Origin of the sequence: Streptomyces sp. NBC_01498 (assembly GCF_036327775.1) — a bacterium.
GTDB lineage: Bacteria > Actinomycetota > Actinomycetes > Streptomycetales > Streptomycetaceae > Streptomyces.
The window spans coordinates 5,920,612-5,945,567 of record NZ_CP109598.1; the positions used below are offsets into that span (position 1 = coordinate 5,920,612).

At 72.6% G+C, this 24,956-nt stretch carries 25 protein-coding genes; 20 read left to right on the forward strand and 5 right to left on the reverse strand.

Translation table 11 applies throughout. The features are described 5' to 3' along the window. Positions 1 to 105: 105 nt before the first annotated feature. The 11 genes from ald to OG875_RS25275 all read left to right on the forward strand — a co-directional run bounded on the left by ald (position 106) and on the right by OG875_RS25275 (position 10,993). Positions 106 to 1,221, forward strand: coding sequence for an alanine dehydrogenase (gene ald / locus OG875_RS25225; RefSeq protein ID WP_330177899.1), 1,116 nt, complete (start codon positions 106 to 108; stop codon positions 1,219 to 1,221). A 368-nt stretch (positions 1,222 to 1,589) separates the two neighbouring features. Beyond that, positions 1,590 to 2,714, forward strand: coding sequence for a ParA family protein (locus OG875_RS25230; RefSeq protein ID WP_330176511.1), 1,125 nt, complete (start codon positions 1,590 to 1,592; stop codon positions 2,712 to 2,714). Then, a complete protein-coding gene (locus OG875_RS25235) occupies positions 2,699 to 3,283 on the forward strand; it encodes a hypothetical protein (protein WP_443079191.1) in 585 nt (194 codons plus the stop codon). The genes OG875_RS25230 and OG875_RS25235 overlap by 16 nt, the downstream gene beginning before the upstream one ends. Positions 3,284 to 3,331: 48 nt before the next feature. Further along, positions 3,332 to 4,633: a segregation/condensation protein A gene (locus OG875_RS25240; protein ID WP_330176512.1), complete on the forward strand. Its 1,302-nt coding sequence runs from the start codon at positions 3,332 to 3,334 to the stop codon at positions 4,631 to 4,633. Continuing rightward, complete coding sequence (gene scpB, locus OG875_RS25245) at positions 4,630 to 5,265, forward strand: SMC-Scp complex subunit ScpB (protein WP_330176513.1); 636 nt, start codon at positions 4,630 to 4,632, stop codon at positions 5,263 to 5,265. Before OG875_RS25240 ends, scpB begins: the two co-directional genes overlap by 4 nt. Continuing rightward, positions 5,265 to 6,437, forward strand: coding sequence for a pseudouridine synthase (locus tag OG875_RS25250; RefSeq protein WP_330176514.1), 1,173 nt, complete (start codon positions 5,265 to 5,267; stop codon positions 6,435 to 6,437). Before scpB ends, OG875_RS25250 begins: the two co-directional genes overlap by 1 nt. A 143-nt stretch (positions 6,438 to 6,580) precedes the next feature. Beyond that, positions 6,581 to 7,234, forward strand: a complete 654-nt coding sequence (pnuC, locus tag OG875_RS25255) for a nicotinamide riboside transporter PnuC (RefSeq protein WP_330176515.1) — start codon at positions 6,581 to 6,583, stop codon at positions 7,232 to 7,234. After that, on the forward strand, positions 7,231 to 8,313 hold the full coding sequence (locus tag OG875_RS25260) for an AAA family ATPase (RefSeq protein WP_330176516.1): 1,083 nt from the start codon (positions 7,231 to 7,233) through the stop codon (positions 8,311 to 8,313). Before pnuC ends, OG875_RS25260 begins: the two co-directional genes overlap by 4 nt. After that, positions 8,310 to 9,077, forward strand: coding sequence for an NUDIX hydrolase (locus OG875_RS25265; RefSeq protein WP_330176517.1), 768 nt, complete (start codon positions 8,310 to 8,312; stop codon positions 9,075 to 9,077). The genes OG875_RS25260 and OG875_RS25265 overlap by 4 nt, the downstream gene beginning before the upstream one ends. Further along, entirely contained in the window at positions 9,074 to 10,096 is a 1,023-nt protein-coding gene (locus OG875_RS25270) for an ADP-ribosylglycohydrolase family protein (RefSeq protein ID WP_330176518.1), read from the forward strand. The genes OG875_RS25265 and OG875_RS25270 overlap by 4 nt, the downstream gene beginning before the upstream one ends. Before the next feature lie 3 nt (positions 10,097 to 10,099). Then, entirely contained in the window at positions 10,100 to 10,993 is an 894-nt protein-coding gene (locus OG875_RS25275) for a nucleotidyltransferase domain-containing protein (RefSeq protein ID WP_330176519.1), read from the forward strand. Here OG875_RS25275 and OG875_RS25280 read toward each other — a convergent pair. Next, a complete protein-coding gene (locus OG875_RS25280) occupies positions 10,925 to 11,662 on the reverse strand; it encodes a nucleotidyltransferase domain-containing protein (RefSeq protein ID WP_330176520.1) in 738 nt (245 codons plus the stop codon). The genes OG875_RS25275 and OG875_RS25280 overlap by 69 nt on opposite strands. 169 nt (positions 11,663 to 11,831) lie before the next feature. On the opposite strand from OG875_RS25280, the gene aroH reads away from it, so the two are divergent. The 5 genes from aroH (at position 11,832) to der (ending at position 16,457) form a co-directional block, all read left to right on the forward strand. Further along, complete coding sequence (aroH, locus tag OG875_RS25285) at positions 11,832 to 12,194, forward strand: chorismate mutase (protein ID WP_330176521.1); 363 nt, start codon at positions 11,832 to 11,834, stop codon at positions 12,192 to 12,194. Further along, positions 12,191 to 13,276, forward strand: coding sequence for a prephenate dehydrogenase (locus OG875_RS25290; RefSeq protein ID WP_330176522.1), 1,086 nt, complete (start codon positions 12,191 to 12,193; stop codon positions 13,274 to 13,276). The genes aroH and OG875_RS25290 overlap by 4 nt, the downstream gene beginning before the upstream one ends. Before the next feature lie 249 nt (positions 13,277 to 13,525). Continuing rightward, on the forward strand, positions 13,526 to 14,251 hold the full coding sequence (gene cmk, locus OG875_RS25295) for a (d)CMP kinase (protein WP_330176523.1): 726 nt from the start codon (positions 13,526 to 13,528) through the stop codon (positions 14,249 to 14,251). Further along, a complete protein-coding gene (locus tag OG875_RS25300) occupies positions 14,209 to 14,937 on the forward strand; it encodes a lysophospholipid acyltransferase family protein (protein ID WP_443079193.1) in 729 nt (242 codons plus the stop codon). The genes cmk and OG875_RS25300 overlap by 43 nt, the downstream gene beginning before the upstream one ends. 59 nt (positions 14,938 to 14,996) lie before the next feature. Continuing rightward, on the forward strand, positions 14,997 to 16,457 hold the full coding sequence (der, locus tag OG875_RS25305; RefSeq protein WP_330176524.1) for a ribosome biogenesis GTPase Der: 1,461 nt from the start codon (positions 14,997 to 14,999) through the stop codon (positions 16,455 to 16,457). A gap of 149 nt (positions 16,458 to 16,606) precedes the next feature. Here the strand turns inward: der and OG875_RS25310 are convergent, their stop codons facing one another. Together OG875_RS25310 and OG875_RS25315 are read right to left on the reverse strand one after the other, a co-directional pair. Continuing rightward, positions 16,607 to 16,888: a hypothetical protein gene (locus OG875_RS25310; protein ID WP_330176525.1), complete on the reverse strand. Its 282-nt coding sequence runs from the start codon at positions 16,886 to 16,888 to the stop codon at positions 16,607 to 16,609. A 197-nt stretch (positions 16,889 to 17,085) separates the two neighbouring features. Beyond that, positions 17,086 to 17,865 carry a hypothetical protein gene (locus OG875_RS25315; protein WP_330176526.1) on the reverse strand — a complete coding sequence of 260 codons (780 nt, stop codon included), beginning with the start codon at positions 17,863 to 17,865 and terminating at the stop codon, positions 17,086 to 17,088. Between the two features lie 202 nt (positions 17,866 to 18,067). Here OG875_RS25315 and OG875_RS25320 point away from each other — a divergent pair, with 202 nt between their 5' ends. Together OG875_RS25320 and OG875_RS25325 are read left to right on the forward strand one after the other, a co-directional pair. Then, on the forward strand, positions 18,068 to 19,033 hold the full coding sequence (locus OG875_RS25320; protein WP_330176527.1) for a helix-turn-helix transcriptional regulator: 966 nt from the start codon (positions 18,068 to 18,070) through the stop codon (positions 19,031 to 19,033). Between the two features lie 418 nt (positions 19,034 to 19,451). Then, complete coding sequence (locus tag OG875_RS25325; protein WP_330176528.1) at positions 19,452 to 19,667, forward strand: I78 family peptidase inhibitor; 216 nt, start codon at positions 19,452 to 19,454, stop codon at positions 19,665 to 19,667. A 129-nt stretch (positions 19,668 to 19,796) separates the two neighbouring features. Here the strand turns inward: OG875_RS25325 and OG875_RS25330 are convergent, their stop codons facing one another. Next, positions 19,797 to 20,783: a phosphatase PAP2 family protein gene (locus OG875_RS25330; protein WP_330176529.1), complete on the reverse strand. Its 987-nt coding sequence runs from the start codon at positions 20,781 to 20,783 to the stop codon at positions 19,797 to 19,799. A 441-nt stretch (positions 20,784 to 21,224) separates the two neighbouring features. Here OG875_RS25330 and OG875_RS25335 point away from each other — a divergent pair, with 441 nt between their 5' ends. Beyond that, a complete protein-coding gene (locus OG875_RS25335; RefSeq protein ID WP_330176530.1) occupies positions 21,225 to 23,006 on the forward strand; it encodes an MFS transporter in 1,782 nt (593 codons plus the stop codon). Between the two features lie 45 nt (positions 23,007 to 23,051). Next, entirely contained in the window at positions 23,052 to 24,278 is a 1,227-nt protein-coding gene (locus OG875_RS25340) for an acyl-CoA dehydrogenase family protein (protein WP_330176531.1), read from the forward strand. Between the two features lie 27 nt (positions 24,279 to 24,305). Here OG875_RS25340 and OG875_RS25345 read toward each other — a convergent pair whose 3' ends face one another. Next, the gene (locus OG875_RS25345) at positions 24,306 to 24,740 is read right to left on the reverse strand and encodes a cell division protein SepF (RefSeq protein WP_330176532.1); all 435 of its coding nucleotides are present in this window, start codon (positions 24,738 to 24,740) and stop codon (positions 24,306 to 24,308) included. Positions 24,741 to 24,956: the final 216 nt, after the last annotated feature.

Consider the following 24,956-nt stretch of genomic DNA (forward strand, 5'->3'; position numbering starts at 1 on the left):
ATTAAACTGGCTCTGTCGTAAGTCAGCGATGCCTTCCGATACGCCTTCGGCGTATGGGTTTGTAGGGCATTGCCCGAGAACCCTGAGCCAAGGACCGTGATCAACGTGCTCGTCGGCATCCCCCGCGAGGTCAAGAACAACGAGTTCCGGGTGGCCATCACCCCCGCCGGAGTGCACGAGCTGGTGCGCCACGGTCACCAGGTCGTCGTCGAGCGCGACGCCGGCGCGGGCTCCTCCATCGGCGACGCCGAGTTCACCGGCGCGGGCGCCCGCATCCTGCCCACCGCCGACGAGGTCTGGGGCACCGCCGACCTCCTGCTGAAGGTCAAGGAGCCCATCGCCGAGGAGTACCACCGCCTCCGCAAGGACCAGACCCTCTTCACGTATCTGCACCTCGCCGCCTCCCGCGCGTGCACCGACGCCCTGCTGGAGTCCCGCACCACCGCCATCGCGTACGAGACCGTCGAGACCGCGGGCCGCCGGCTCCCGCTGCTCGCCCCGATGTCCGAGGTCGCGGGCCGGCTGGCCCCGCAGGTCGGCGCGTACCACCTGATGCGCTCCGTCGGCGGACGCGGCGTGCTGCCCGGCGGCGTTCCCGGTACGGCCGCGGGCCGCGCCGTCGTCATCGGCGGCGGTGTCTCCGGCTGGAGCGCCACCCAGATCGCCGTCGGCATGGGCTTCCACGTGACCCTGCTCGACCGGGACATCGACAAGCTCCGCGAGGCCGACCGGATCTTCGGTACCCGGGTCCAGACGATCGTGTCCAACGCGTACGAACTGGAGCGCGCGGTCGTCGAGGCGGACCTCGTCATCGGCGCCGTCCTCATCCCCGGAGCCAAGGCGCCGAAACTGGTCACCAACGCGCTCGTCGCCAAGATGAAGCCGGGAAGTGTACTTGTCGACATCGCGATCGATCAGGGCGGCTGCTTCGAGGACTCGCGTCCGACCACCCACGCCGAGCCGACCTTCCGGATCCACGACTCGGTGTTCTACTGCGTCGCGAACATGCCGGGCGCCGTCCCCAACACCTCCACCTACGCGCTGACCAACGCCACGCTGCCCTACATCGTGGCCCTCGCCGACCTCGGCTGGACCGAGGCGCTGCGCCGTGACCCGGCGCTCGCGAAGGGTCTCAACACCCATGACGGGCAGGTCACTTACGGTTCTGTGGCCGAGGCTCACGACCTGCCGCACACCGAACTGGCCACCGTACTGGCCTGACCGTCAACGGTGCCCGTCAACCTCGCGCCCCCGGCTGGATCTTGCCAACCACGATCCGGCCGGGGGCGCGTTCCGTCGCACGTGCGCCCGCGCTCAACTCGCCTCGAACGTAACCCTTTAACCCTTTCGCCCCCGAGGGAAAAGCGCCGACCGGCCCCTGCGCACCCTTGACACAAGGGTGTTCGGTCGCCGACACATCGGGTCGGGTACGGCGGATTGTGTTGCTGCGGACCGGTGACACGCCATAGAGTCGCCAACCGTCGGCATGGTGCCACGCTGACCTATCGATAAGTTTCCTGGTCACGTCCAAGGAGGTAAGACGACTTGTGAATGAGTCGACATTTACTCCCGGGGGTGGTCAACCAGGAATGTCCGCGCGGGGCCACCAGAGCCCGTCGTCCGGGCTGGAGGCTGTCGGCTCCGTCGCTGTCCGCACCTTCACCACCCACCAGCACATGACGACAGCCCACCAGACGATGGACGGCCCACACGTGAACGCCATGGCCGGCAACGGGAGTGGCCGAGAGTCCACCCACTTCGCCGACTTCGACGAGGTGCCCGAGGGGCACTTCTACGACCCCGACGCCGAGTACGAGCCCGACCCCGAGTACGCGGCCACCCTGGCGCCCGACGCGGCGCGCCAGCGCCGTGAGCGCATCGGCCCGACCGGGCGCCCGCTCCCGTACTTCCCGATCCCCGGCCCGGTCACCGACCACGGCCCCGCGAAGATCATCGCGATGTGCAACCAGAAGGGCGGCGTCGGCAAGACCACGTCGACCATCAATCTGGGTGCCGCGCTCGCCGAGTACGGACGGCGGGTCCTGCTGGTCGACTTCGACCCGCAGGGCGCCTTGTCCGTGGGTCTCGGCGTGAACCCGATGGAGCTCGACCTCACGGTCTACAACCTGCTCATGGAGCGGGGCATGTCGGCCGACGAGGTGCTCCTGAAGACCGCCGTGCCCAACATGGACCTGCTGCCGAGCAACATCGACCTCTCGGCCGCCGAGGTGCAGCTGGTGAGCGAGGTGGCGCGGGAGTCCACGCTCCAGCGCGCGCTCAAGCCGCTGATGCAGGACTACGACTACATCGTGATCGACTGCCAGCCGTCGCTCGGTCTGCTGACCGTGAACGCGCTGACCGCCGCGCACAAGGTGATCGTCCCGCTGGAGTGCGAGTTCTTCGCGCTGCGCGGGGTGGCCCTGCTCACCGAGACCATCGAGAAGGTCCAGGAGCGGCTCAACCCGGAACTGGAGCTCGACGGCATCCTCGCCACGATGTACGACTCCCGCACGGTGCACAGCCGCGAGGTCCTGGCGCGGGTGGTCGAGGCGTTCGACGACCACGTCTACCACACGGTGATCGGCCGGACCGTGCGCTTCCCGGAGACCACGGTCGCCGGTGAGCCCATCACCACGTACGCCTCCAACTCCGTCGGCGCCGCCGCCTACCGCCAGCTCGCCAGGGAGGTGCTCGCCCGGTGTCACGCCGAGTGAGTCTGCCCGGGGCCGACGAGCTGTTCCGTACGACCGGGGGCACGGCGCTCCAGGCTTCCTCACCGGGGGACCGGCGGCGTACCGCGAACGGTGAGCCGCGGGTCCCGGCCCCGGCCCAGGAGGGCGACCAGGGCGCCGACCAGCCGGGAGCCGCGCACCCGGCGGCCCCGGCGCCGGCCCCGGAGCACTCGGCGGCCGACGCCGACCCGCCGGTCCCGTCCCGCAGCCGCGCCGCCCCCGAGCCGGAGCAGCAGCGCCGCGCGCCGGGCGACGGCGGCGGCAGCGGTCCCACGCCCACCGTCGGCCAGCAGGGCGGGCAGCGCCGCCGGGGGGGCCGCGGGGCCAACCGCCGCCCCAGCGGGCGTGAACGGCACGACGAGAAGATCACGGTCTATGTCTCCGCCGAGGAGCTGATGGACCTGGAGCACGCGCGGCTGGTGCTGCGCGGCGAGCACGGACTGGCCGTGGACCGGGGCCGGATCGTCCGGGAGGCGGTCGCGGTGGTCCTCGCCGACCTGGAGTCGCGCGGCGACGCGAGCATTCTCGTACGGCGCCTGCGCGGGCGCTGACGGTAGCCTCGGCGGGCCGACCCCGCTTCTTCCGCCTCCAGGACCGCCATGCCGCCGACCGACGACCCGACAGCCCGCTCGCCCCGCCGTGCGCTGGGACGCGGGCCGGGAACGGGCGGCGCGCCGCCGGAACACCCACCGGCGACGGAGCCGGTCCCGATTCCGGTCCCGGTGCCGCCGCCGGTCGTGGAGCACGGGCCCGAGCCCGAACCTGAGACCGGGCCGCCGGGGGCCGCACCCGCACCCGCCGCCGAGCTTGAGCCCGTCCCCGTACGGGAGCCGGAACCCGTACGCGCACTTGTACCGGAGCCGGAACCCGTACGCGCACTCGTACCGGAGCCCGCCGCCGAGCCGGAGCCCGTACGCCTGCCCGAGCCCGAGCCCGCACCGGACGCCACGTCCGAGCCCGCGCCCGCACCGGACGCGATGCCCGCTCCCGCGCCGGTGCCCGAGGCCGCCGCCGGGACCGAGGCCGACGACGGGCGCTTCACCGTGCGGCTCGCGAACTTCGAGGGGCCCTTCGATCTGCTCCTCCAGCTGATCTCGAAGCACAAGATGGACGTCACCGAGGTCGCGCTCTCCAAGGTCACCGACGAGTTCATGGCGCACATCCACGCCATGGGGCCGGACTGGGACCTCGACCAGACCACCGAGTTCCTGGTCGTCGCCGCGACGCTCCTCGACCTCAAGGCCGCCCGGCTGCTGCCGTCCGCCGAGGTGGAGGACGAGGGCGACCTGGCGCTGCTGGAGGCCCGGGACCTGCTCTTCGCCCGGCTCCTCCAGTACCGCGCGTACAAGCGGATCGCCGAGATCCTCAGCGACCGGCTGGACTCCGAGTCCCGGCGGTACCCCCGTACCGTCGGCCTCGAACCGCACCACGCCGCCCTGCTGCCCGAGGTCGTCATCAGCATCGGCGCCGAGGGGTTCGCCCGGCTCGCGGTCAAGGCGATGCAGCCCCGGCCCAAACCGCAGGTGTACGTCGACCACATCCACGCGCCGCTCGTCTCCGTCCAGGAGCAGGCGGGGATCGTGGTGGCGCTGCTGCGGGCGGCCGGCGAGGTCGATTTCCGGACGCTGGCCGAGGGCGCCCCGGACACGCTCACCGTCGTCGCGCGCTTCCTCGCCCTGCTGGAGCTCTATCGCGAGAAGGCCGTCGCCCTGGACCAGGACGAGGCCCTGGGGACGCTCATGGTGCGCTGGACGGGCGGGGACGACGACGCGGCGCCGAGGGTGACGGACGAGTTCGACCGCCCGCCCGACCCCGTGACGAACGACACGAAGGACCCGAAGGACCCGACGACCGCGCGGCAGCCCGCCGGCCCGGGGAAGACGAGTGAGGAGATGGTGTGAGCGAGCAGCCGACGGTCGCCGACCTCGATCTCAAACCCGCCCTGGAGGCGGTCCTCATGGTCGTGGACGAACCCGCCACCGAGGAGCACCTGGCCAAGGTGCTGGCCCGGCCGCGCCGGGCCGTCGCCGACGCGCTGCGCGAACTGGCCGACGAATACACCGTCCAGCGGCGCGGATTCGAACTGCGGCTGGTCGCGGGCGGCTGGCGCTTCTACTCCCGCCCCGCGTACGCGGAGGCCGTCGAGGGCTTCGTACTCGACGGCCAGCAGGCCCGGCTGACCCAGGCCGCCCTGGAGACGCTGGCGGTCGTCGCGTACCGCCGGCCGGTCAGCCGGTCCCGGGTCTCGGCCGTGCGCGGAGTCAACTGTGACGGGGTCATGCGGACCCTCCTCCAGCGCGGTCTGGTCGAGGAGGCGGGAGCGGAACCCGAAACAGGTGCGATCCTGTACAGGACGACGAACTATTTCCTGGAACGGATGGGCCTGCGCGGTCTGGACGAGCTTCCGGAACTCGCGCCCTTCCTTCCGGAGGCGGACGCGATCGAGGCCGACACTCTGGAAGGCGTTCCGTCGTTCGATCCGGACGCACCGTACGCGCCGGACACTCACGCAGACGACAAGACGGACATGTGATGCGAAGCAACGGCAGGAACAGCGGAAGCGGCGGCGGCAGCCGGAGTGGTGGCGGCCGGGGAGCCTCGGGCGGCACACCCCAGTCGCGGAACGGCGGCGGACGCGGCACCGGGGGGAGCGCCGGAAACCGGGGCGGGGGCGGCGGCGCGCGCGGTGACAAGCAGCCGAAGCGGGAGGGCACACCGCGTCCCGAGGAGCGCCGTTACGACGTGGGGCGTTCCGGCGGCCAGGGCGGCGCGGGCGGTCCGTCGGGCGGCGGCAGCCGGGGCGCGTCGGCGCGCGGCGGCGCCAAGGGCGGCCCGAAGGCCCCGAGCGCGGCGGCCCAGCGCCGGATCCAGGGCAAGCCCGCCCGTCCGCGTGAGCTGGACGCCAAGATCGAGCAGCGCAACCGGGACCGGTACGCGGACAAGCCGGAGATCCGCACCCCGCGGACCAACCCGGGCGCCGAGCAGGAGGGCGAGCGGCTCCAGAAGATCCTGGCGCGTGCGGGCATGGGGTCGCGCCGGGCCTGCGAGGAACTGATCGAGCAGTCGCGGGTCGAGGTCAACGGCGAGATCGTGGTCGAGCAGGGCATGCGGGTCGATCCGCAGCGGGACGAGATCAAGGTCGACGGGCTGACCGTGGCGACCCAGTCGCATCTGTTCTTCGCGCTGAACAAGCCGGCCGGTGTCGTCTCCACGATGGGCGACCCGGACGGCAGGCAGAACCTCGGCGACTACGTCACCAACCGCGAGACCCGGCTGTTCCACGTGGGCCGGCTGGACACCGAGACCGAGGGCATCATCCTGCTCACCAACCACGGCGAGCTGGCGCACCGGCTGACGCATCCCCGGTACGGCGTGAAGAAGACGTATCTGGCCGCCGTCCAGGGCCCGTTGCCGCGTGATCTGGGCAAGCGGCTCAAGGACGGCATCCAGTTGGAGGACGGCTACGCGCGCGCCGACCACTTCCGGGTCGTGGAGAACACCGGGAAGAACTACCTGGTCGAGGTCGTCCTGCACGAGGGCCGCAAGCACATCGTGCGCCGCATGCTCTCCGAGGCGGGCTTCCCGGTCGACCGCCTGGTGCGCACCGCGTTCGGGCCGATCCCGCTGGGTGACCAGAAGTCGGGCTGGCTGCGCCGTCTGACGAACACGGAGGTCGGCATGCTGATGAAGGAAGTCGGTCTCTAGGACAGAGCCGTACGGCCTCCGGACGGAGGCCGTACGACCGCGCAGGCGGCAGGACGAAGCCCGTGGCCACAGGCCGCGGGCTTCTCCCTTGTGGTGAGCGCCCGTTCCCCTTTATAGTCAACCTGACCATTAAGGAGGCGGGCGTGGGCCTCGCGGATTTCCTGGACCCTCTTCAGCAGCCCCTGCTGACCGTGCTCGACACCCCGGTGAGCTGGACCGAGGTGCTCGGCTTCGGCAGCGGCGCGCTCTGCGTCTGGCTCGTCGCCCGTCAGCACCTGGCCAACTGGCCGATCGGCATCGCCAACAACCTCTTCTTCATCCTGCTGTTCGTCCCGGCCGGCCTGTACGCCGACGCCGGGTTGCAGGTCGTCTTCATCGCCCTCGCCCTGTACGGCTGGTGGACCTGGACCCACGGGGGTGGACCAGGCTCCTCCTCACTCCCGGTGCGGCGCACCTCGCGCACCGAGTGGGGCCGGCTGCTCGCGGCGGGGGCGGTGGGGACCCTCGGACTGACCCTGCTGCTCGACCACCGGACATCGTCCACCGTGCCGTTCTGGGACGCGGTGACCACCGCGCTCTCGCTGATGGCGACCTACGGGCAGTGCCGGAAGCGGCTGGAGTCGTGGTGGCTGTGGATCGCGGCCGACCTCGTCTACATCCCGCTCTACGCGCACAAGGACCTCTATCTGACGTCGATCCTGTACGCCGGCTTCCTGACCCTGTGCGTCGTCGGACTGCGCAACTGGTCGCGCGACCTGACCGGCCGGACCTCCGCCCCGCTGGAGGTGGCGGCATGACCGGCGGGTACGAACACGGCCTGGTCCTCGGCAAGTTCTACCCGCCGCACGCGGGCCACCACCATCTCGTACGGACCGCCCGGGAGCGCTGCGAACGTCTCACCGTCCTCGTCTGCGCCGCCTCCGTGGAATCCGTGCCGCTCGCCGACCGCGTCGCCTGGATGCGCGAGATCCACCCGGACGTACGCGTCGTCGGCGCCGTCGACGACACCCGCATGGACCTTCACGACCCCGCCGTCTGGGACGCGCACATGGCCGTCTTCCGGACGGCCGTCCCCGAACGGGTGGACGCCGTCTTCACCTCGGAGTCGTACGGGGACGAACTCGCCCGCCGCTTCGGCGCCGTGTCCGTCACCGTGGACCCGGAGCGCCTGCGCCACCCGGTCTCCGGGACGGCCGTCCGCGCGGACCCGGCCGGCTGCTGGGAGTTCCTCGCCCCGCCCGTCCGGGCCGCGCTCGCCCGGCGGGTCGTGGTGCTCGGCGCCGAGTCCACCGGCACCACCACCCTCGCGCGGGCGCTCGCCCGGCACTACCGGGCGCGCGGCGGAGTCTGGTCCGGGACACGCTGGGTCCCCGAGTACGGACGGGAGTTCAGCGAGCACAAGCTGGCGGAGCTGCGCGCGCGCCATCCCGGCGCGCGCTGGGAGGACGTCGAATTCACCACCGGCGACTTCCCGTTGATCGCCGGACGGCAGAACGAGGCGGAGGAGCGGGCCGCCCGCGCCGGCTCACCCGTCCTGATCTGCGACACCGACTCCTTCGCCACCACCGTCTGGCACGAGCGCTACGTGGGTGGCCGCAACCCGCTGGTCGAGGAGATCGCCGACCGGGTGCCGCACCAGCTGTGGCTGCTCACCGGCCACGAGGGCGTGCCCTTCGAGGACGACGGGCTGCGGGACGGCGAGGAACTGCGGCCCTGGATGACCGACCGCTTCCGGGACGAACTCACCCGCACGGGGCGGCCGTTCGTCGCCCTGGAGGGGCCGCACGAGAAACGGCTGGCGGACGCGGTGGCCGCCGTGGACGCCCTGCTGGACCGGGGCTGGCACTTCGCCCCGCCCCTCCCGGAGAACCGATGAGCGCGCCCCCGCCGGCCCCGCGCCCCCGCGTGCCCGAGGACTACGACCCGGCCGACTTCGAGCCGTTCGCCGTCACCGTCGACCTCGCCGTCTTCACCGTCCGCGAGAGCAGCCTGCACGTCCTGCTGGTCGAACGCGGTGAGGAACCCTACCGGGGTCACTGGGCGCTGCCCGGCGGCTTCGTACGGCCCCGCGAGTCCGCCGGGCAGGCGGCCCGCCGCGAACTCGCCGAGGAGACCGGCCTGTCGCCGGAGACCGCCGCCGGGTTGCGGCCCGAGCAACTGCGCACGTACAGCGACCCGGACCGGGACCCCCGGATGCGCGTCGTGTCCGTCGCGTACACCGCGCTGCTGCCCGACCTCCCCGAACCGCGCGGCGGAGGCGACGCCGCGCGGGCCCGCTGGACCCGCTACGACGGCCTCCGCGACCTCGGCCCGCTGGCCTTCGACCACGGCCGGATCCTCGCCGACGGCCGGGACCGGATCGGCGCCAAGCTCGAATACACCTGCCTGGCCACGGCGTTCTGCCCCCCCGAGTTCACCCTCGGGGAGCTTCAGCAGGTGTACGAGACGGTCTGGGGTGTCGCGCTGGACCGGCCCAACTTCCGCCGCAAGGTGCTCGGTTCACCCGGATTCGTCGAACCGGTGGACGGCCCGCCGCGCCGCACCGGCGGCCGGGGCAAACCGGCCGCCCTGCACCGCGCGGGCACCGCCACCGCGCTCCACCCGCCCCTGCTGCGACCGGAAGGACGGACCACCCCATGACCCCGAAGGACCCGGCCCGCAAACGAGCGGCCACCGGCGCCCTGACCGGGCTCGCGCTCGGCGACGCCCTCGGCTTCCCCACCGAGTTCAACGACGTGCCCGCCATCCTCGCGAAGTGCGGCCCCTGGCGGGAGATGAACCTGCCGGAGCCCGCGTTCGTCAGCGACGACACACAGCTGACACTCGCACTCGGCCGGGGGCTGCGCACCGCGATGGCCCGGGGCCCGCTCGCAGCACCGGGTCTGGCCCCGACGGTGCGCGAGGAGTTCGTGGACTGGTACCACCACCCGGACAACAACCGCGCCCCCGGCGCGACCTGTCTGGCGGCCTGTGAACTCCTCGACGGCGACCGGCCCTGGCAGCGGGCGAGCCGGATCGGCTCCAAGGGCTGCGGCGCCAACATGCGGGTCGCGCCCGTCGGCCTCGCACCCGGTCTCAGCCCCGAACAGCGGTCCGGCGCCGCCCAGTTGCAGGCCGCCCTCACCCACGGCCACCCGACCGCCCTCGCCGCCTCCGACCTCACGGCCCACGCCGTGGGGCTGCTGGCCCGTGGCACCGAACCCCTCGGCCTGGTGGGGCTGTTGCGCTCGTACGCGTACGACAACCGCTCCCGCTACCGTCACGACTGGCTCGGCGACCTGTGGACCCACAGCCAGGACCCGACCCCCGAACACTTCGCCGAACGGGGCTGGGACGAATGCCTCGCCGTCCTCGAACGGCTCCGGCGCGCCCTCGCCCACCCGTCCCCCGAGACCGACCCCTGCCTGGCCACCGGCGACGGCTGGATCGCCGAGGAGGCGTTCGCCACCGGACTGCACTGCTTCCTGCTCTTCCCCGAGGAGCCCCTCACGGCCCTGCGCCGGGCCGCCTGCACCAAGGGCGACTCCGACTCGATCGCCTGCCTCACGGGCGCGTTCGCGGGCGCGCACCTCGGCGCGGACGCCTGGCCCGCGGAGTGGACGGACCGGATCGAGTACCGCGAGGAGCTGCTGGAACTGGGTGCGCTCTGGGACGCTTGATCCATGCGAATGGATGACGAACACCCCGCGTCCGACGGCCCGTTCGGCCTCTCACCCGACGAACCGCCCGCGCGGGACGAGCCCGGCGGGCCGCCGGCCACGGACGGAACTGCCGGGCCCTCCGGGTGGGCGGAGCGCCTGGAGCGGGCCGGGCTGCCGACGACCGACCTCGGCCCGGCCCTCGCCGAGGAGGCCGACCCGCTGCTCTTCGCCACCGTCTCCGGCGCCCACCTGTACGGATTCCCCTCCACCGACTCCGACGTCGACCTGCGCGGCGCGCACCTGCTGCCGGTGACCGAACTCATCGGCCTGCACGAGCCCGACGAGACCCGCTCCCGGACGTGGGACCGCGACGGCGTCGAGATGGACCTGGTCAGCCACGACCTGCGGAAGTTCGTCCGCATGATGATGCGGCGCAACGGCTATGTCCTGGAGCAGCTGCACTCGCCGCTGGTCGTGCACTCCACCGAGGCGCACCGCGAACTCCTCGCCCTCGCCCCCGGCGTCCTCACCGGCCACCACGCCCACCACTACCGGGGATTCGCCGCCACCCAGTGGCGGCTGTTCGAGAAGACCGGTGAACTCAAGCCGCTGCTCTACACGTTCCGGGCGCTGCTGACCGGCGTCCACCTGATGCGCAGCGGCGAGGTGCAGGCCCATCTGCCCACCCTGCTCGCCGAGGTGAGCGCGCCCGACTATCTGCCCGAGCTGATCGAGGCGAAGGCCGAGGCCGAACACGGCGCGGCGACGGGCCTCGCCCCCGCCCGCCTCCAGAGCGACGTGGACGCCCTCCACGAGGTCCTGGCGGAGGCCCGGAACCGCACCCGGCTACCCGACTCCCCGGCCGGGTACGAGGCGCTGCACGACCTGGTCGTCCGCACCCGTCTGGAGCGCTGACGCCCGCCGTACGCGGATCACGAAGTCCTCCACCCGCGCCCGGTCCGGCTCGGCGGGCAGCGGGGAGCCGGCGAGCGCGGCGTCCGCCTCCTCACCGAGCCGGTTCATCCGCCGCGCCACCTCCGCCCACGGCACCTCGCCGCGCTTCACCGCCAGCAGCGGCTCGCGCCCGGCGCCCGCGTCGATCACCAGCCGTCCCGTACGCAGCAGATCACGGCAGGCGGCGAGCAGCCGCAGCAGATGCATGGCGTGCTTCCAGCGGGGCGCGCCGTGCTGCCGGACGTCCGCCTCCAGTTTCCTCCGCCGGCCGATCGCGTAGCGCACGAACGTCCCGTGGGCCGCACGGGAGAGGAACGCGTCGCGCAGGGCGAGGAGTTCACGGCCGGTGTCGTCCACGTACTCGACCAGCGGCGAGTGCAGACATTCGAGGACATTGGGATTGCTGCGCAGCGCCAGCAGACAGAACCGTTCCAGTTCCCAGGAGAACTGCTCCTCGGCCGGCCCGTCGACATGGGCCGGGGGCTTCTCGAAGGCCCAGAAGAGCGGGGTGGGCGCCCGGAACACCCCCCGGCGGTCGGTGTCGCTGTCCTCGGTCGCCAGGCCGAACGCGCGGGAGCCCATGACGCACGCGTAGACGGTGTGGTCGCGAACGAGCTCCTCGGGTGTCATGCGCACGGAGATTACGGCAGCCGGCTCCCCGGCCCGCTGACCGGCCCCGTAACCCTCTCCGCGCCCCGTCCCGCCGTCTCGCGCCACGGGCGCCCCACCCGCACCGCCGTCCGGCTGTCTAACCTGGGGAGACCACACGATCACTGAGCGGGACGAGGAGCGAAACGACGTGCCGGTACGAGCTGTCCGAGGGGCCGTCCAGCTGGAGCGGGACGAAAGGGGACACATGAACGAACAGGTCGCGCTGCTGCTCTCCGCCATCCTGGAGCGCAACGGCCTCACGGGGGACGACCTGATCAGCATCTGGTTCACCGCCACCCCCGATCTGCACAGCGACTTCCCGGCCGCCGCCGCGCGCGGCCTCGGTATCGTCGACGTCCCGCTCATCTGCGCCCAGGAGCTGGACATCGCCGGTGCCATGCCGCGCGTCGTCCGGATCCTCGCCCACATCGAGTCCGACCGCCCCCGGACCGACATCGCCCACGTGTACCTCGGTGCCGCGGGGGCCCTTCGCAAGGACATCGCCCAGTGAGAACCGCGCTCGTGATCGGCACCGGCCTCATCGGCACCTCAGCCGCCCTGACCCTCGCCGGACGCGGCGTCACCGTCCACCTCGTGGACCAGGACCCGGACCGGGCCCGGACGGCCGCCGCGCTCGGCGCGGGCACCGAGGAGCCGCCGGCCGGGCCCGTCGACCTCGCGATCGTCGCCGTGCCGCCCGCGTACACCGCCACCATGCTCGCCGCGGCCATGCGCGCCCGCAGCGCGCGGGGCTACCTGGACGTGGCCAGCGTCAAGGGCGGCCCCCGGCGCGAGCTGGAGGCACTGGACCTGGACCTCGGCACGTACATAGGGACACATCCGATGGCGGGCAAGGAGAGCTCCGGGCCGCTCGCCGCGACCGCCGACCTCTTCGAGGGCCGCCCCTGGGTGCTCACACCCACGCCCGGTACCGACACCGAGGTGCTGAACCTCGCCCTCGAACTGGTCGCGCTCTGCCGCGCGGTGCCGGTCGTCATGGACGCCGACGCCCACGACCGGGCGGTCGCCCTCGTCTCGCACACCCCGCAGCTGATCTCCTCGATGGTCGCCGCCCGCCTGGAGGACGCCGACGAGACAGCCGTACGGCTCTGCGGCCAGGGCATCCGCGACGTCACCCGCATCGCCGCCTCCGACCCCCGGATGTGGGTCGAGATCCTGACCGCCAACCCCGGACCGGTCGCCGACGTCCTCGCGGGCGTCGCCCTCGACCTCGGCGACACCGTCGAGGCGCTGCGCGCGCTCCAGTCCGCCGACGAGGCCGAACGGCGCGGCGGCGCCAAGGGCATCGAGGACGTCCTGCGGCGGGGCAACGCGGGCCGGGTGCGGGTACCGGGCAAGCACGGCGCTGCGCCCGCGTCGTACGAGACCGTGTCCGTCCTGATCAGCGACCGGCCCGGCGAACTGGCCCGGATCTTCGCGGACGCCGGGAGCGCGGCGGTCAACGTCGAGGACGTCCGGATCGAGCACGCCACCGGGCAGGAGGCGGGCCTGGTCCAGCTGATGGTGGAGCCCTCGGCGGCGCCCGTGCTGAGCCTGGCACTGCGCGAGCGGGGCTGGTCGATCCGCCACTGAGGGGCGCCGGGGGCCCGGCGGGGGCCCGGCGGTGGAGGGGCGGGGGCCCGGCGGTGGAGGGGCGCGGAGCCGCCGTACGAACAGGTGAGCGGGCCGCTTTCGCGGGGGTGTGAGGGACGGTCCCAGCACTCGGTAACCTTAGTGCGGGGGCGTACTGACGTCTGGGCGTCCGGAGACGACCCCCCGAACGTCCCGAGACCGCCGCGCGAACGCCGCCGCGTACGACTCCGCGCCCCGTGAACCAGGAAGGTGTCCGCCCCCGTGGAAACCGCTGCAACCGCCGCCAGGACCGCCCCGGCCGCCGTGATCGTCGCCATCGACGGGCCCGCGGGCACCGGCAAGTCGAGCACGTCCCGGGCCGTGGCCACCCAGCTCGGGCTGAGCTATCTGGACACCGGCGCGCAGTACCGGGCGATCACCTGGTGGATGATCAGCAACGGTGTCGACGTCCAGGACCCCGCCGCCGTCGCCACGGCGGCCCACAAGCCGGTCATCGTCTCCGGCACCGACGCGGCCGACCCCACCATCACCGTCGACGGCGCGGACGCCTCCGGCCCCATCCGTACGCAGGAGGTCACCGCCAAGGTCAGCGCGGTCAGCGCGGTCCCCGAGGTACGGGCCGTCATCACCGCGCTCCAGCGCTCCATCGCCGCCGGGGCCCTGACGGGCATCGTCGTCGAGGGCCGGGACATCGGCACGACCGTCCTGCCCGACGCCGACCTCAAGGTCTTCCTCACGGCGTCGCCCGAGGCGCGCGCCGCGCGGCGCAGCGGCGAACTGAAGGGCAAGGAGGCCGCGGACCTCGCCGCCACCAGGGACGCGCTGGTCAAGCGGGACGCGATCGACTCCAGCCGGAAGGCGTCCCCGCTCGCCAAGGCGGCCGACGCCGTCGAGGTGGACACCACCGACCTCACGCTCCAGCAGGTCATCGAGTGCGTCGTCACCCTGGTCGAGGAGAAGCGGGCGGCTCGGTGAGCACACCGTCCCACCCCGCCGGCGGCGCCCCCGGCAAGGGTGACCCGTCCGCCAGGGGCGCGGCCGTCGGCCGCCGTATCGGCATCGGGCTCATGTACGGCCTGTGGAAGCCACGGGTGCTCGGCGCCTGGCGGGTCCCGGCGGCCGGACCGGTGATCCTGGCCGTCAACCACTCGCACAACATCGACGGGCCGATGCTGATGGGCACCGCGCCCCGGCCCGTCCACTTCCTGATCAAGAAGGAAGCCTTCATCGGTCCGCTCGACCCGTTCCTGCTGTCCATCGGACAGCTGAAGGTGGACCGTACGACCACCGACCGGGCCGCCGTCACCGACGCGCTCGGGGTGCTCCGGCGCGGCGGAGTCCTGGGGATCTTCCCCGAGGGCAGCAGGGGAGAGGGCGACTTCGCCTCCCTGCGGTCCGGGCTCGCCTACTTCGCCGTACGCACCGGGGCGCCGATCGTCCCGGTGGCGGTGCTCGGCAGCACGGAGCGGCGCGGGCGGCTGATACCGGCCCTGCCACCGCTGCGCGGCCGTGTCGACGTCGTCTTCGGCGACGCGTTCGCGGCGGGGGAGCCCGGCGGCCGGCGCACCCGGCAGGCGATGGACGACGCCACGCTGCGGATCCAGAAGCGGCTGACCGCCCACCTGGACGACGCCCGACGCCTCACCGGGCGCCGGGCCTGACTTGAGTAGTGCGCCGCCCCGCGCGGCGCACCGATCACGACGAACGAGGTACGGACTTCATGAACGACCACATTCACTCCGGCGACGAGCACGGAGAGCTTGGCGACGCCGAGTACTCGGAGTTCATGGAGCTCGCCGCCCACGAAGGCTTCGACCCCGAGGAGATCGAGGGCGCGATCGACGAGGCGGGCCACGGCCCGCTGCCCGTCCTCGCGGTCGTCGGCCGCCCCAATGTCGGCAAGTCGACCTTGGTGAACCGCATCATCGGCCGCCGCGAGGCCGTCGTCCAGGACAAGCCCGGAGTCACCCGCGACCGCGTCACCTACGAGGCCGAATGGGCCGGCCGCCGCTTCAAGGTGGTCGACACCGGCGGCTGGGAGCAGGACGTCCTCGGTCTCGACGCGTCCGTCGCCGCCCAGGCCGAGTACGCGATCGAGACCGCCGACGCGGTCGTCTTCGTCGTGGACTCCACCGTCGGCGCGACCGACACCGACGAGGCCGTCGTCAAGCTGCTGCGCCGCGCGGGCAAGCCCGTCGTGCTCTGCGCCAACAAGGTCGACGGCCAGAGCGGCGAGGCCGACGCCACCGCCCTCTGGTCCCTCGGGCTCGGCGAACCGCACCCGGTGTCCTCGCTGCACGGCCGGGGTACGGGCGACATGCTCGACGCCGTCCTCGAAGCGCTGCCCGAGGCCCCGGCGCAGACCTTCGGCGCGGCTGTCGGCGGCCCGCGCCGCGTCGCGCTGATCGGGCGTCCGAACGTCGGCAAGTCCTCGCTGCTCAACAAGGTCGCGGGCGAGGAGCGCGTCGTCGTCAACGAGGTCGCGGGCACCACCCGTGACCCGGTGGACGAGCTGATCGAACTCGGCGGCAAGGTCTGGAAGTTCGTGGACACCGCGGGCATCCGGCGCCGCGTCCACCTCCAGGAGGGCGCCGACTACTACGCCTCGCTCCGCACGGCCGCGGCCGTGGAGAAGGCCGAGGTCGCCGTCGTCCTGATCGACACCGGCGAGTCCATCAGCGTCCAGGACCAGCGCATCATCACCATGGCCGTCGACGCGGGCCGCGCCCTCGTCGTCGCCTTCAACAAGTGGGACACCCTCGACGAGGAGCGCCGCTACTACCTGGAGCGGGAGATCGAGACGGAGCTGGCGCAGATCGCCTGGGCGCCCCGCGTCAACGTCTCGGCCCGCACCGGCCGCCACATGGAGCGCCTGGTCCCGGCGATCGAGACCGCGCTGGAGGGCTGGGAGACCCGGGTGCCGACGGGCAGGCTCAACGCCTTCCTCGGCGAACTCGTCGCCGGCCACCCGCACCCGATCCGCGGCGGCAAGCAGCCGCGCATCCTGTTCGGTACGCAGGCGGGCACCCGGCCGCCCCGGTTCGTGCTCTTCGCGTCCGGCTTCATCGAGGCGGGCTACCGGCGGTTCGTGGAGCGCAGGCTCCGCGAGGAGTTCGGTTTCGAGGGCACGCCGATCCACATCTCGGTGCGGGTGCGGGAGAAGCGCGGCCGCAAGAAGTGACCGGCGGCGGATGACGTACGACGCCGGTGGGCCGGCGCGGATCCTGTCCGCGCCGGCCCACCGGCGTTCTCGCCCCGCACGTGTGCGGTGCCGTACGTCCCGGGCCCCGGCTCGTCCGGCCCGGGTGTGCCCGTTCCCCGTACGCGGGGTCAGTGGCCCCGTCGGGGTGCCGGGGGCAGGGCCATCTGCGGGCGGCCCGCCGGATACTGCCGGCCGCTTCCCCACGTCCCGGTGAACGAGGACGGGTCGGCGTGCGACGGCGACGCGTGCTTCCCCGTGCCGAAGGCCGTGAAGCCCAGGTTCTCCTCCCCGCTCCGGTCGAACGGCAGGGTCCTGAACGACCGCAGATACTCGGAGTACAGCGCGTCGAAGATCGGCGTGGCCGAATACCCGGACGCGTACCCGGCCGGAGGGTCCTGGGCCGGGCGCATCGCCGGGACCTGGGGCTGGTACTGCTGACGTGAACGGTCGTATGAGTGCACGTAGGTGCCAACGACCCCGTCCTCCGTCGGATGCGGCCCGACCGGCGAAAATGCTGGTCGCGAGGGGTGGGCGGGGACACCCCCGGCAGCGTGCCGGCCCGGTTCCCCGGGGAGCCGCGCCCCCGAGGGGGCGTGGGCGTCGTCCGTCACGTGCCGGCCAGCGGCATCGCCGCCGCGACCAGACGCCCGTCGGCCGCCGCCTTGTCCAGCGCGTCGCGCAGCAGGTCCTCGCGCGGCTGCTGGCCGATGACACCGACCGGCGCGGCGAAGACCAGGACCGTACGCGACTTGTTGGCGGCGGCCCGCCAGTCGGCGGTGACCTGGAGCGGCTGATGGGCCTGCCACCAGGCGACGGGGGTGCCGCCGCCCGTCCCCGGCTGGAGGATCGCGTGCAGCTGGCCCATGGCGAGCAGCACCGACCAGCCGGGCAGGGGGTCCGGGGCCCGGCTCAGATCGGCGACCGGCCGGAAGCCCTGCTCCGCCAGGAGCGGCAGGAACTCGTCCTCGTCACCGGCCGAACCGGGCCGGGCGATGGGACCGGTCGGCTCCACCACCAGCGCGGGGTGCAGCTGGTTGTCGATCAGGACCAGACCGCTGGTCACGCCGAGGACGGCCTGTTCGCCGCCCCCGCCGCCCGCCGCCCCGGGGTCGCCGCCGGTGATGCTGCGGACCGCGCCCTGGAGCTGGTCCTCGGCCACCTTGACGACCTGGGAGGGAATGCAGGTGGCGTGGGCGAAGGCCAGGACGGCGGTCTCCTCGCCGATGAACAGCACCGTGCTGGTGCGTTCGGTCTCGGAGTCGCCGGGGGTACGGCAGGAGGTGCAGTCGTAGCTGCCCGGGGAGTTCTCGCCGACGAGCAGGCGGTCGGCTTCTTCGTCGCCGATCTCGGCGCGTACGTCCTCGCTGACGTCGAGCATGCGCGGCACGGGTGGCTCCTCGAACTCGGTGCGTGGGCCGGGCTGTTCCCGGCTCGTAAAGAGACAACGGGCGACCCGTGGCCGGGGTCACGCGTGAGCCCGCACGAATCGACGGCCCCGGACCGTTCGCACGTACGGGTGACACCGCGGCCCCGCCCCCGCCGGACGCAGGCGGACAGAAGCTGTCCGCGACCGCTGACAGAATCGGCGCATGCTGGAGACCTCGGCCCGACTGCTGCGTCTGCTCTCCCTGTTGCAGGCCCACCGCGAGTGGTCCGGCCCCGAGCTGGCCGGACGCCTCGGGGTGAGCCCGCGCACCGTACGGCGCGACGTCGACCGGCTGCGCGAGCTGGGCTATCCGGTGAACGCCAGTCCCGGCACCGGCGGCGGCTACCGGCTCGGCGCCGGAGCCGAACTGCCGCCGCTCCTGCTGGACGACGAGGAGGCCGTCGCGGTCGCCGTCGGGCTGCGTACGGCGGCGGGCAACGGTATCGACGGCATCGGCGAGACGTCCGTCCGTGCGCTCGCCAAACTGGAACAGGTCCTGCCGGGACGGCTGCGCCGCCGGGTCGGCGCGCTCAACGCGTTCACCGTGCCCATGCTCCGGGGCGGCGGCCCGACCGTCGACGCGAGTCTGCTCACGGAACTCGCGAACCTCTGCCGGGACACCGAACGGCTGCGCTTCGACTACCGCGACCACGGCGGCGCCGCCAGCCGCCGTACCGTGGAACCGCACCGGCTGGTCTGCACCGAGCGCCGCTGGTATCTGGTCGCCTGGGACCTGGAGCGCGCCGACTGGCGTACGTTCCGGGCCGACCGCATCACGCCCAGGCCCCCGCACGGCCCCCGCTTCACGCCTCGCGAACCGCCCGCCGAGGACCTGGCCGCCTATGTCTCCGAAGGGGTCTCCACGAGGGCGTACCCGGCCGTGGCGGTCATCAGACTGCACGCCCCGGCGGCGGAGGCGGCCCGGCTGGTGTCACCGTCGGCCGGAGTGCTGGAGCCGCTGGACGAGCACAGCTGTCTGCTGCGCACCGGGGCGGGGAGCCTCGACGTCATGGTGGTCCATCTGATGCTCCTCGGCATCGACTTCGAGGTGGTCGAGCCCCCGGAGCTGACCGAGCGCCTGCGCACGGCACGGGACCGCCTTTCGCGGGCGCTGGGGGATGTTCCGTAACATCCGGGCGGTCTCCCGCCGGTCATCCGGAAGGTGTCGTACCGCCGATGTCGGTGCGGGGAAGAAGTGAATTCCCCATGCCGTGTCAAATACCGGACGGCCGCCGAACGGGGGAATTCGAGGTGCCGAAAATAAGGTGATCTTCGTGTTCTTCGAATTTCTTCCCCGTTACTCGGGGCGGGCGGGGAACCCCGGTCCGAAGGCGGGCGGGAGTGGCCGAACACGTGTCGTGATCCTGTGACGCACGTGTGACCGGCGTCGTACACAAGTGGGGGGAGACCGTGACCGGCCGTCCGGCGTCCGCCGGGTCCCGGTCACCGTCCGCCGTCGCCGCCCCGCCCCGTCCCCGCCGTCTCCCGCCGCCCGGCCCCGCCCCGCGGCCGGGCCCGGACGGCCCGGAGCGCCTACGCTGATCCGTATGGCATCGATACCGACACCCCCGGCCCAGCCCGACGACGCACCCGACTCCTATGTGGGCCTGGCCGCCCCCGAGGCCGAGCGGATCGCCCGCGAGCGCGGCTGGACCACCGTCAGGGCACTGCCGCCCGGCGCCATCATCACCCTGGAATTCCTCCAGGGGCGGCTGAACTTCGAGGTCGAGAACGACACCGTCGTCCGCTGCTGGGTCGGTTGACGGATCCGTACGGCCCCACGCCCGGCCCCGAGGGCCTGACGGCGTCCCCGCGACACGACCGTGGAGGGCCCCGGCGCACACGCGCCGGGGCCCTCCACCGTCACGACAGGGCCCGTGACCGGGCCGGGGTCAGCCGCCCGTGAGAGGCCGCGAGTGCGGCGGGCGGCGGCTGCCCGCCGGAGCCGCCGGAGTGCGCTCCGAGCGCGCCGTGGCGTGCGGCCGGGGCTGGGTGAGCTGCGCGCCGCCGGTGCGGCCGGCCGCACCGCACGCCGGGTGGGCCGTGTGGGCCGTCGAGAGGCTGGTGTCCTCGTCCTCCCGCGCGGGCAGCTGAGGGACCGTCACGGGCCAGGGCCCGCCGCCCGGAACCGGCTCCGCGGCCTCCGCGAGCCGGGCCCGCCACCGCTCGCGCAGCGCGAAGACGGCCGTCTCCGTACGGCCGATCAGCGGCTCGAACCACGGCAGGGCCAGCAGGATCAGCAGACCGGCGACCCAGCCCAGCAGGACGTCGCTCAGCCAGTGCGTGCCCAGATACACGGTCGTGGCGCCGACCCCGAGAGCCACCACCGCCGACCCGATCGACAGATAGCGCCTGGCCCGTGGGGTGGTGGCCAGATAGGCCAGGATTCCCCAGGTCACCACGGCGTTCGCGGTGTGCCCCGAGGGGAATATGTCGCCCCCGGCGAAGAGTTCGGCCGAGCCGATCTGCGTCGCGTAGTGCGGGCCGAGCCGTCCCAGACCGAGCTTCACCGCCCCCACCGTCACATTGAGCAGCAGCAGCGACGCGCCCAGCACCAGCAGCGGACGCAGCGTGTGCTGGCGCCAGGACCGCCAGCCCAGCCACGCGGCGATCATCACGGCGGTCGGGCCGCGCTGCCCGAGCACCACGAAGTAGTCCAGGAACGCGTGCAGTTGCTGCCACTGCTGGTACGGCCGGAACAGCATGATCTTCCAGTCGAGCGTCACCAGCCAGCTCGGGACGAGAACGGCGACGACGACGGCGAGATAGAACGCCAGGGTCCCGCCGAAGAGAGTCGCGCGGGTCCGGCTCATCCGCGGGATCTCTATCTTCGGCGGCTCCGGCTCCCGGTCCAGTCGGGCGAAGATGTCGGTACGCACCCGAAAGACGTTACAGCGAGTGAGCGACCGGCTCGGTCGTTCCCGTCTCTTTGTGATGACGATGTGATGTGGAGTGGGTCTCGGATCGCCTTTTTATCCGGGACCGTTCCGCAATTTCATCGGACCGGATGACCTATTGCCCGTGACGGGACTCCGGTAAGTGTCTTTGTGCGCAACAGAATTAGTTCACCGTGGCGTCGTCCCGAATTTTCCGGCCGCTTGACCGAGGCTTGACCCCGCGCGGACGCCCCCCGGCCGTCCGACGGCGGCCGGGGCGGGCCGGGCGCCGGCGTACGCCGAGGTGAGGTGGGCCACGTCGGCGGCCGGGGAACTCGCGTACGCTGTCCGCGCACTCGCCCGTCGATGCCGGGCCGCTCCGGGGGACCGCCACCGCCCCCGGCTGGTCCGCCGAGCGCGAGGGACTCACTGGGAGGTACACAGATGTCCGGGACCACCACGGCCGGAGCACGCGTGCGTGCCACCGTCGGCGGGGGTGGCCCCGGCGACGGCGTCAACCGCTGGGCCGTCCTGGTCGTCCTCTGCGTCAGTCTGCTGCTCGTCGCGCTCGACGCGACGGTGCTGCACGTCGCGATCCCCGCCGTCACCGAGGACCTGCGGCCCGGCGGCGTGGAACTGCTGTGGATCGTCGACGCCTACCCGCTGGTCTGCGCCGCGCTGCTGATCCTCTTCGGCACGCTCGGCGACCGGATCGGCCGCCGCCGGGTCCTGCTCATCGGCTACGGCATCTTCGGCCTGGCGTCGGTGGCCGCCGCCCTCGCCGAGTCGCCCGCCGTGCTGATCGCCGCCCGCGCCCTGCTGGGCGTCGGCGGGGCGATGATCATGCCCGCGACGCTCTCCATCCTCCGCGCCGTCTTCCCCGACCGCCGCGAGCGCGCCCTGGCGATCGGCGTCTGGACGGCGGTGGCCGCCGTCGGCGCCGCGACGGGCCCGGTCGTCGGCGGTTTCCTCGTCGAGCACTTCTGGTGGGGCTCGGTCTTCCTGATCAACGTGCCGCTGATGGCGGTGATCCTGCCCGTCGGGCGGTTCCTGCTCCCCGAGTCGAAGGGCCGCTGCGACGGCCCCTGGGACATGGTCGGCGCGCTGACGGCGGCGGCCGGGGTGCTCGGTGTCGTCCTCGGCGTGAAGCGCCTGGGCGCGGGCGCCTCGATGCTCGACGTGAAGACCTTCGGCCCGCTGCTCCTCGGGGCGGTGCTGGTCGGTCTCTTCGTACGGCGGCAGCGGAACCGCAAGCACCCGCTCATAGACGTCACGATGTTCGCCCGGCCCGCCTTCTCGACCTCCGTCGGCTGCATCGTCCTCGCCATGCTCGCCCTGGTCGGCCTCCAGCTGATCGCCGTCCAGTACCTCCAGCTGGTGCTCGGACTCACCCCGCTGGAGACCGGGCTGCGGCTGCTGCCGCTCACCTTCGCCGCCATGGCGGCCGGCGCCACCGGCTCGTACACCCTGCGCGCGATCGGTCCGCGCCGGATGGTCGCCTGCGGATTCGTCCTCACCGCGGGCGCCGTCCTGCTGCTCGTCATGATGGGCCAGCACGACCGGCCGGCGCTGCTGACCACGGCCTTCGTCCTGCTCGGCTTCGGCCTCCAGTCCACGCTCTTCGGCGCGTACGAGTCGATGCTCAGCGAGGCCCCGCCCGAACAGGCCGGGGGCGCCGCCGCCATCGGCGAGACGTCGTACCAGCTCGGCGCCGGTATGGGCATCGCGCTGCTCGGCAGTGTGATGAACGCGGCCTATGCTCCCGCCCTGGCGGCGGGCGCGGTCGACGGGGTGCCGGAGGCCGCGGGATCGGCCGCCGCCAACTCGCTGGGCGAGGCGTACCAGGTGGCCGACCGGCTGGGCGGTCCGGCGGGGGAGGCCCTGCGCAGCGCGGCGCGTCACTCCTTCGTGCACGGGCTGCATGTCACGCTCCTGGTCAGCGCCGCCCTGCTGCTGCTCGGCGCGCTGGCGGCGCTGCGCCTGCCCCGGGTGATGGACTGCGGCCCGGCGCCCGGTGGCGCGGGGGCCGACGCCGGGGCGGCCGGGACAACCCGGACAACCGCGACGACTTCGACGGCCGGAGCGGGAATGCCGTCGCCGCGCGACGGCGCCGGACCGGACGCGACCCCCGTCGGGGCCGCCGTCCCGGCCGGGCGGGGCCTCGCGCGCGGCGGGTCTGGACGGGCCCCGGGCCCACGCCGTAATGTCGGCGCCGAGCCTAACTAGCGCTGCTAGTTTTAACTGACGTCCGCGAGCCGCCGGAGGCAGTCCATGTCCGTACCCTCAGCCTCAACGCCGTCCTCGTCCCCGCCCTCCTCCTCGAAACGTCCGCCCTTCGACCCGTACGACCCCCTCGGCCTCGACGACCTGCTGGAACCCGAGGACCTGGCCGTCCGCGACACCATGCGCTCCTGGACCACCGACCGGGTCATGCCGCACATCGCCGACTGGTACGAGCGCGGCGAACTGCCCGGCATCCGTGAGCTGAGCCGCGAACTCGGCTCCCTCGGCGCGCTCGGCATGTCGCTCCAGGGGTACGGCTGCGCGGGGGCCAGCGCCGTCCAGTACGGGCTCGCCTGCCTGGAGCTGGAGGCCGCCGACTCCGGCATCCGCTCACTCGTCTCCGTCCAGGGCTCGCTGGCCATGTACGCGATCCACCGGTTCGGCTCCGAGGAGCAGAAGCAGCGGTGGCTGCCCGACATGGCGGCCGGCCGGACCATCGGCTGCTTCGGCCTCACCGAACCCGACCACGGCTCGGACCCGTCCGGCATGCGCACGTTCGCCAAGCGCGACGGCACCGACTGGGTGCTCAACGGCCGCAAGATGTGGATCACCAACGGCTCGGTCGCGGGCGTGGCCGTCGTCTGGGCGCGGACGGACGACGGCATCCGCGGCTTCCTCGTCCCGGCCGGCAGCCCCGGCTTCTCCGCGCCCGAGATCAAGCACAAGTGGTCGCTGCGCGCCTCGGTCACCAGCGAACTGGTCATGGACGACGTACGGCTCCCGGCCGACGCCGTACTCCCCGAGGTCACCGGACTGCGCGGACCGCTCAGCTGTCTGAGCCATGCCCGTTACGGGATCGTCTGGGGCTCGATGGGCGCGGCACGCGCCAGTTTCGAGTCGGCGCTGGACTACGCGCGGACCCGGGAACAGTTCGGCCGGCCGATCGGCGGCTTCCAGCTCACCCAGGCCAAGCTCGCCGACATGGCGCTCGAACTGCACAAGGGGATTCTGCTCGCGCACCATCTCGGCCGGCGCCTGGACGCGGGCAGGCTCCTGCCCGAGCAGGTCAGCTTCGGCAAGCTCAACAATGTGCGGGAGGCCATCGAGATCTGCCGCACGGCCCGCACGATCCTCGGGGCCAACGGGATCTCGCTCGAATATCCCGTGATGCGGCACGCGACCAATCTGGAATCGGTGCTCACCTACGAGGGCACCGTGGAAATGCACCAGTTGGTACTGGGCAAGGCACTCACCGGTCAGGATGCGTTCCGGTGACCGGGAGTGACCCGGTGAGCGCCCTGCTCAGCTCTGGTTGAAAAAACCGTCCCGGGTGTGAGACTGCGGCTCCCCGTTGACGATCTCGGTGTCGGCGGGGGTCAGCAGGAACACACGGGTGGCGATCCGCTCGATCGAACCCCGGAGACCGAAGATCAGTCCGGCGGCGAAATCGACGACGCGCTTGGCGTCGGCGGGCTCCATGGCGGTGAGGTTCAGGATGACCGGGACGCCCTCGCGGAACAGCTCGCCGATGCCGCGCGCGTCCCGGAAGCTCTCGGGCGAGACGGTGGCGATCCTGCGTTCCTGGTCGGGGACGGGCTCGGCGGCGATCCGCACCCGCGGGTCGGTCGTCCAGCTGTCGCCGTTCTCGGCACCCTCGGAGTAATCGTCGTCGTAGTAACGCTCGTCGTTGTCCTCGACGAGGCCCAGCCAGGCACTCGCCTTGCGCACCGATCCCATGGACGCCTCCTTTCACCGCGGTCGCTTGTGGTTCCGCATCCCTATGGTTGTCCATGATGCGGAGTGCGCGCCAAGTGGATTGTCGCCGCGCATGGCATTCGTGACGTTACTGGTGCAGAAGATATGGCGATTCGTCAGGCTTCGTACCGCGTACGGGTACTGACGAAGTGAAAATATGAACGTCCGGCCGTACGGGTGACGATGGCGGACATACGG

What these genes read in the sequence shown, in the direction of transcription:
- OG875_RS25230 (WP_330176511.1), top strand. Translation starts at nt 1,590, where the DNA reads ATGTCCGCGCGGGGCCACCAGAGCCCGTCGTCCGGGCTGGAGGCTGTC.
- OG875_RS25240 (WP_330176512.1), top strand. Translation starts at nt 3,332, where the DNA reads ATGCCGCCGACCGACGACCCGACAGCCCGCTCGCCCCGCCGTGCGCTG.
- OG875_RS25250 (WP_330176514.1), top strand. Translation starts at nt 5,265, where the DNA reads ATGCGAAGCAACGGCAGGAACAGCGGAAGCGGCGGCGGCAGCCGGAGT.
- OG875_RS25260 (WP_330176516.1), top strand. Translation starts at nt 7,231, where the DNA reads ATGACCGGCGGGTACGAACACGGCCTGGTCCTCGGCAAGTTCTACCCG.
- OG875_RS25265 (WP_330176517.1), top strand. Translation starts at nt 8,310, where the DNA reads ATGAGCGCGCCCCCGCCGGCCCCGCGCCCCCGCGTGCCCGAGGACTAC.
- OG875_RS25270 (WP_330176518.1), top strand. Translation starts at nt 9,074, where the DNA reads ATGACCCCGAAGGACCCGGCCCGCAAACGAGCGGCCACCGGCGCCCTG.
- OG875_RS25275 (WP_330176519.1), top strand. Translation starts at nt 10,100, where the DNA reads ATGCGAATGGATGACGAACACCCCGCGTCCGACGGCCCGTTCGGCCTC.
- OG875_RS25280 (WP_330176520.1), bottom strand. Translation starts at nt 11,662, where the DNA reads ATGACACCCGAGGAGCTCGTTCGCGACCACACCGTCTACGCGTGCGTC.
- der (WP_330176524.1), top strand. Translation starts at nt 14,997, where the DNA reads ATGAACGACCACATTCACTCCGGCGACGAGCACGGAGAGCTTGGCGAC.
- OG875_RS25310 (WP_330176525.1), bottom strand. Translation starts at nt 16,888, where the DNA reads ATGCGCCCGGCCCAGGACCCTCCGGCCGGGTACGCGTCCGGGTATTCG.
- OG875_RS25320 (WP_330176527.1), top strand. Translation starts at nt 18,068, where the DNA reads ATGCTGGAGACCTCGGCCCGACTGCTGCGTCTGCTCTCCCTGTTGCAG.
- OG875_RS25325 (WP_330176528.1), top strand. Translation starts at nt 19,452, where the DNA reads ATGGCATCGATACCGACACCCCCGGCCCAGCCCGACGACGCACCCGAC.
- OG875_RS25335 (WP_330176530.1), top strand. Translation starts at nt 21,225, where the DNA reads ATGTCCGGGACCACCACGGCCGGAGCACGCGTGCGTGCCACCGTCGGC.
- OG875_RS25340 (WP_330176531.1), top strand. Translation starts at nt 23,052, where the DNA reads ATGTCCGTACCCTCAGCCTCAACGCCGTCCTCGTCCCCGCCCTCCTCC.
- OG875_RS25345 (WP_330176532.1), bottom strand. Translation starts at nt 24,740, where the DNA reads ATGGGATCGGTGCGCAAGGCGAGTGCCTGGCTGGGCCTCGTCGAGGAC.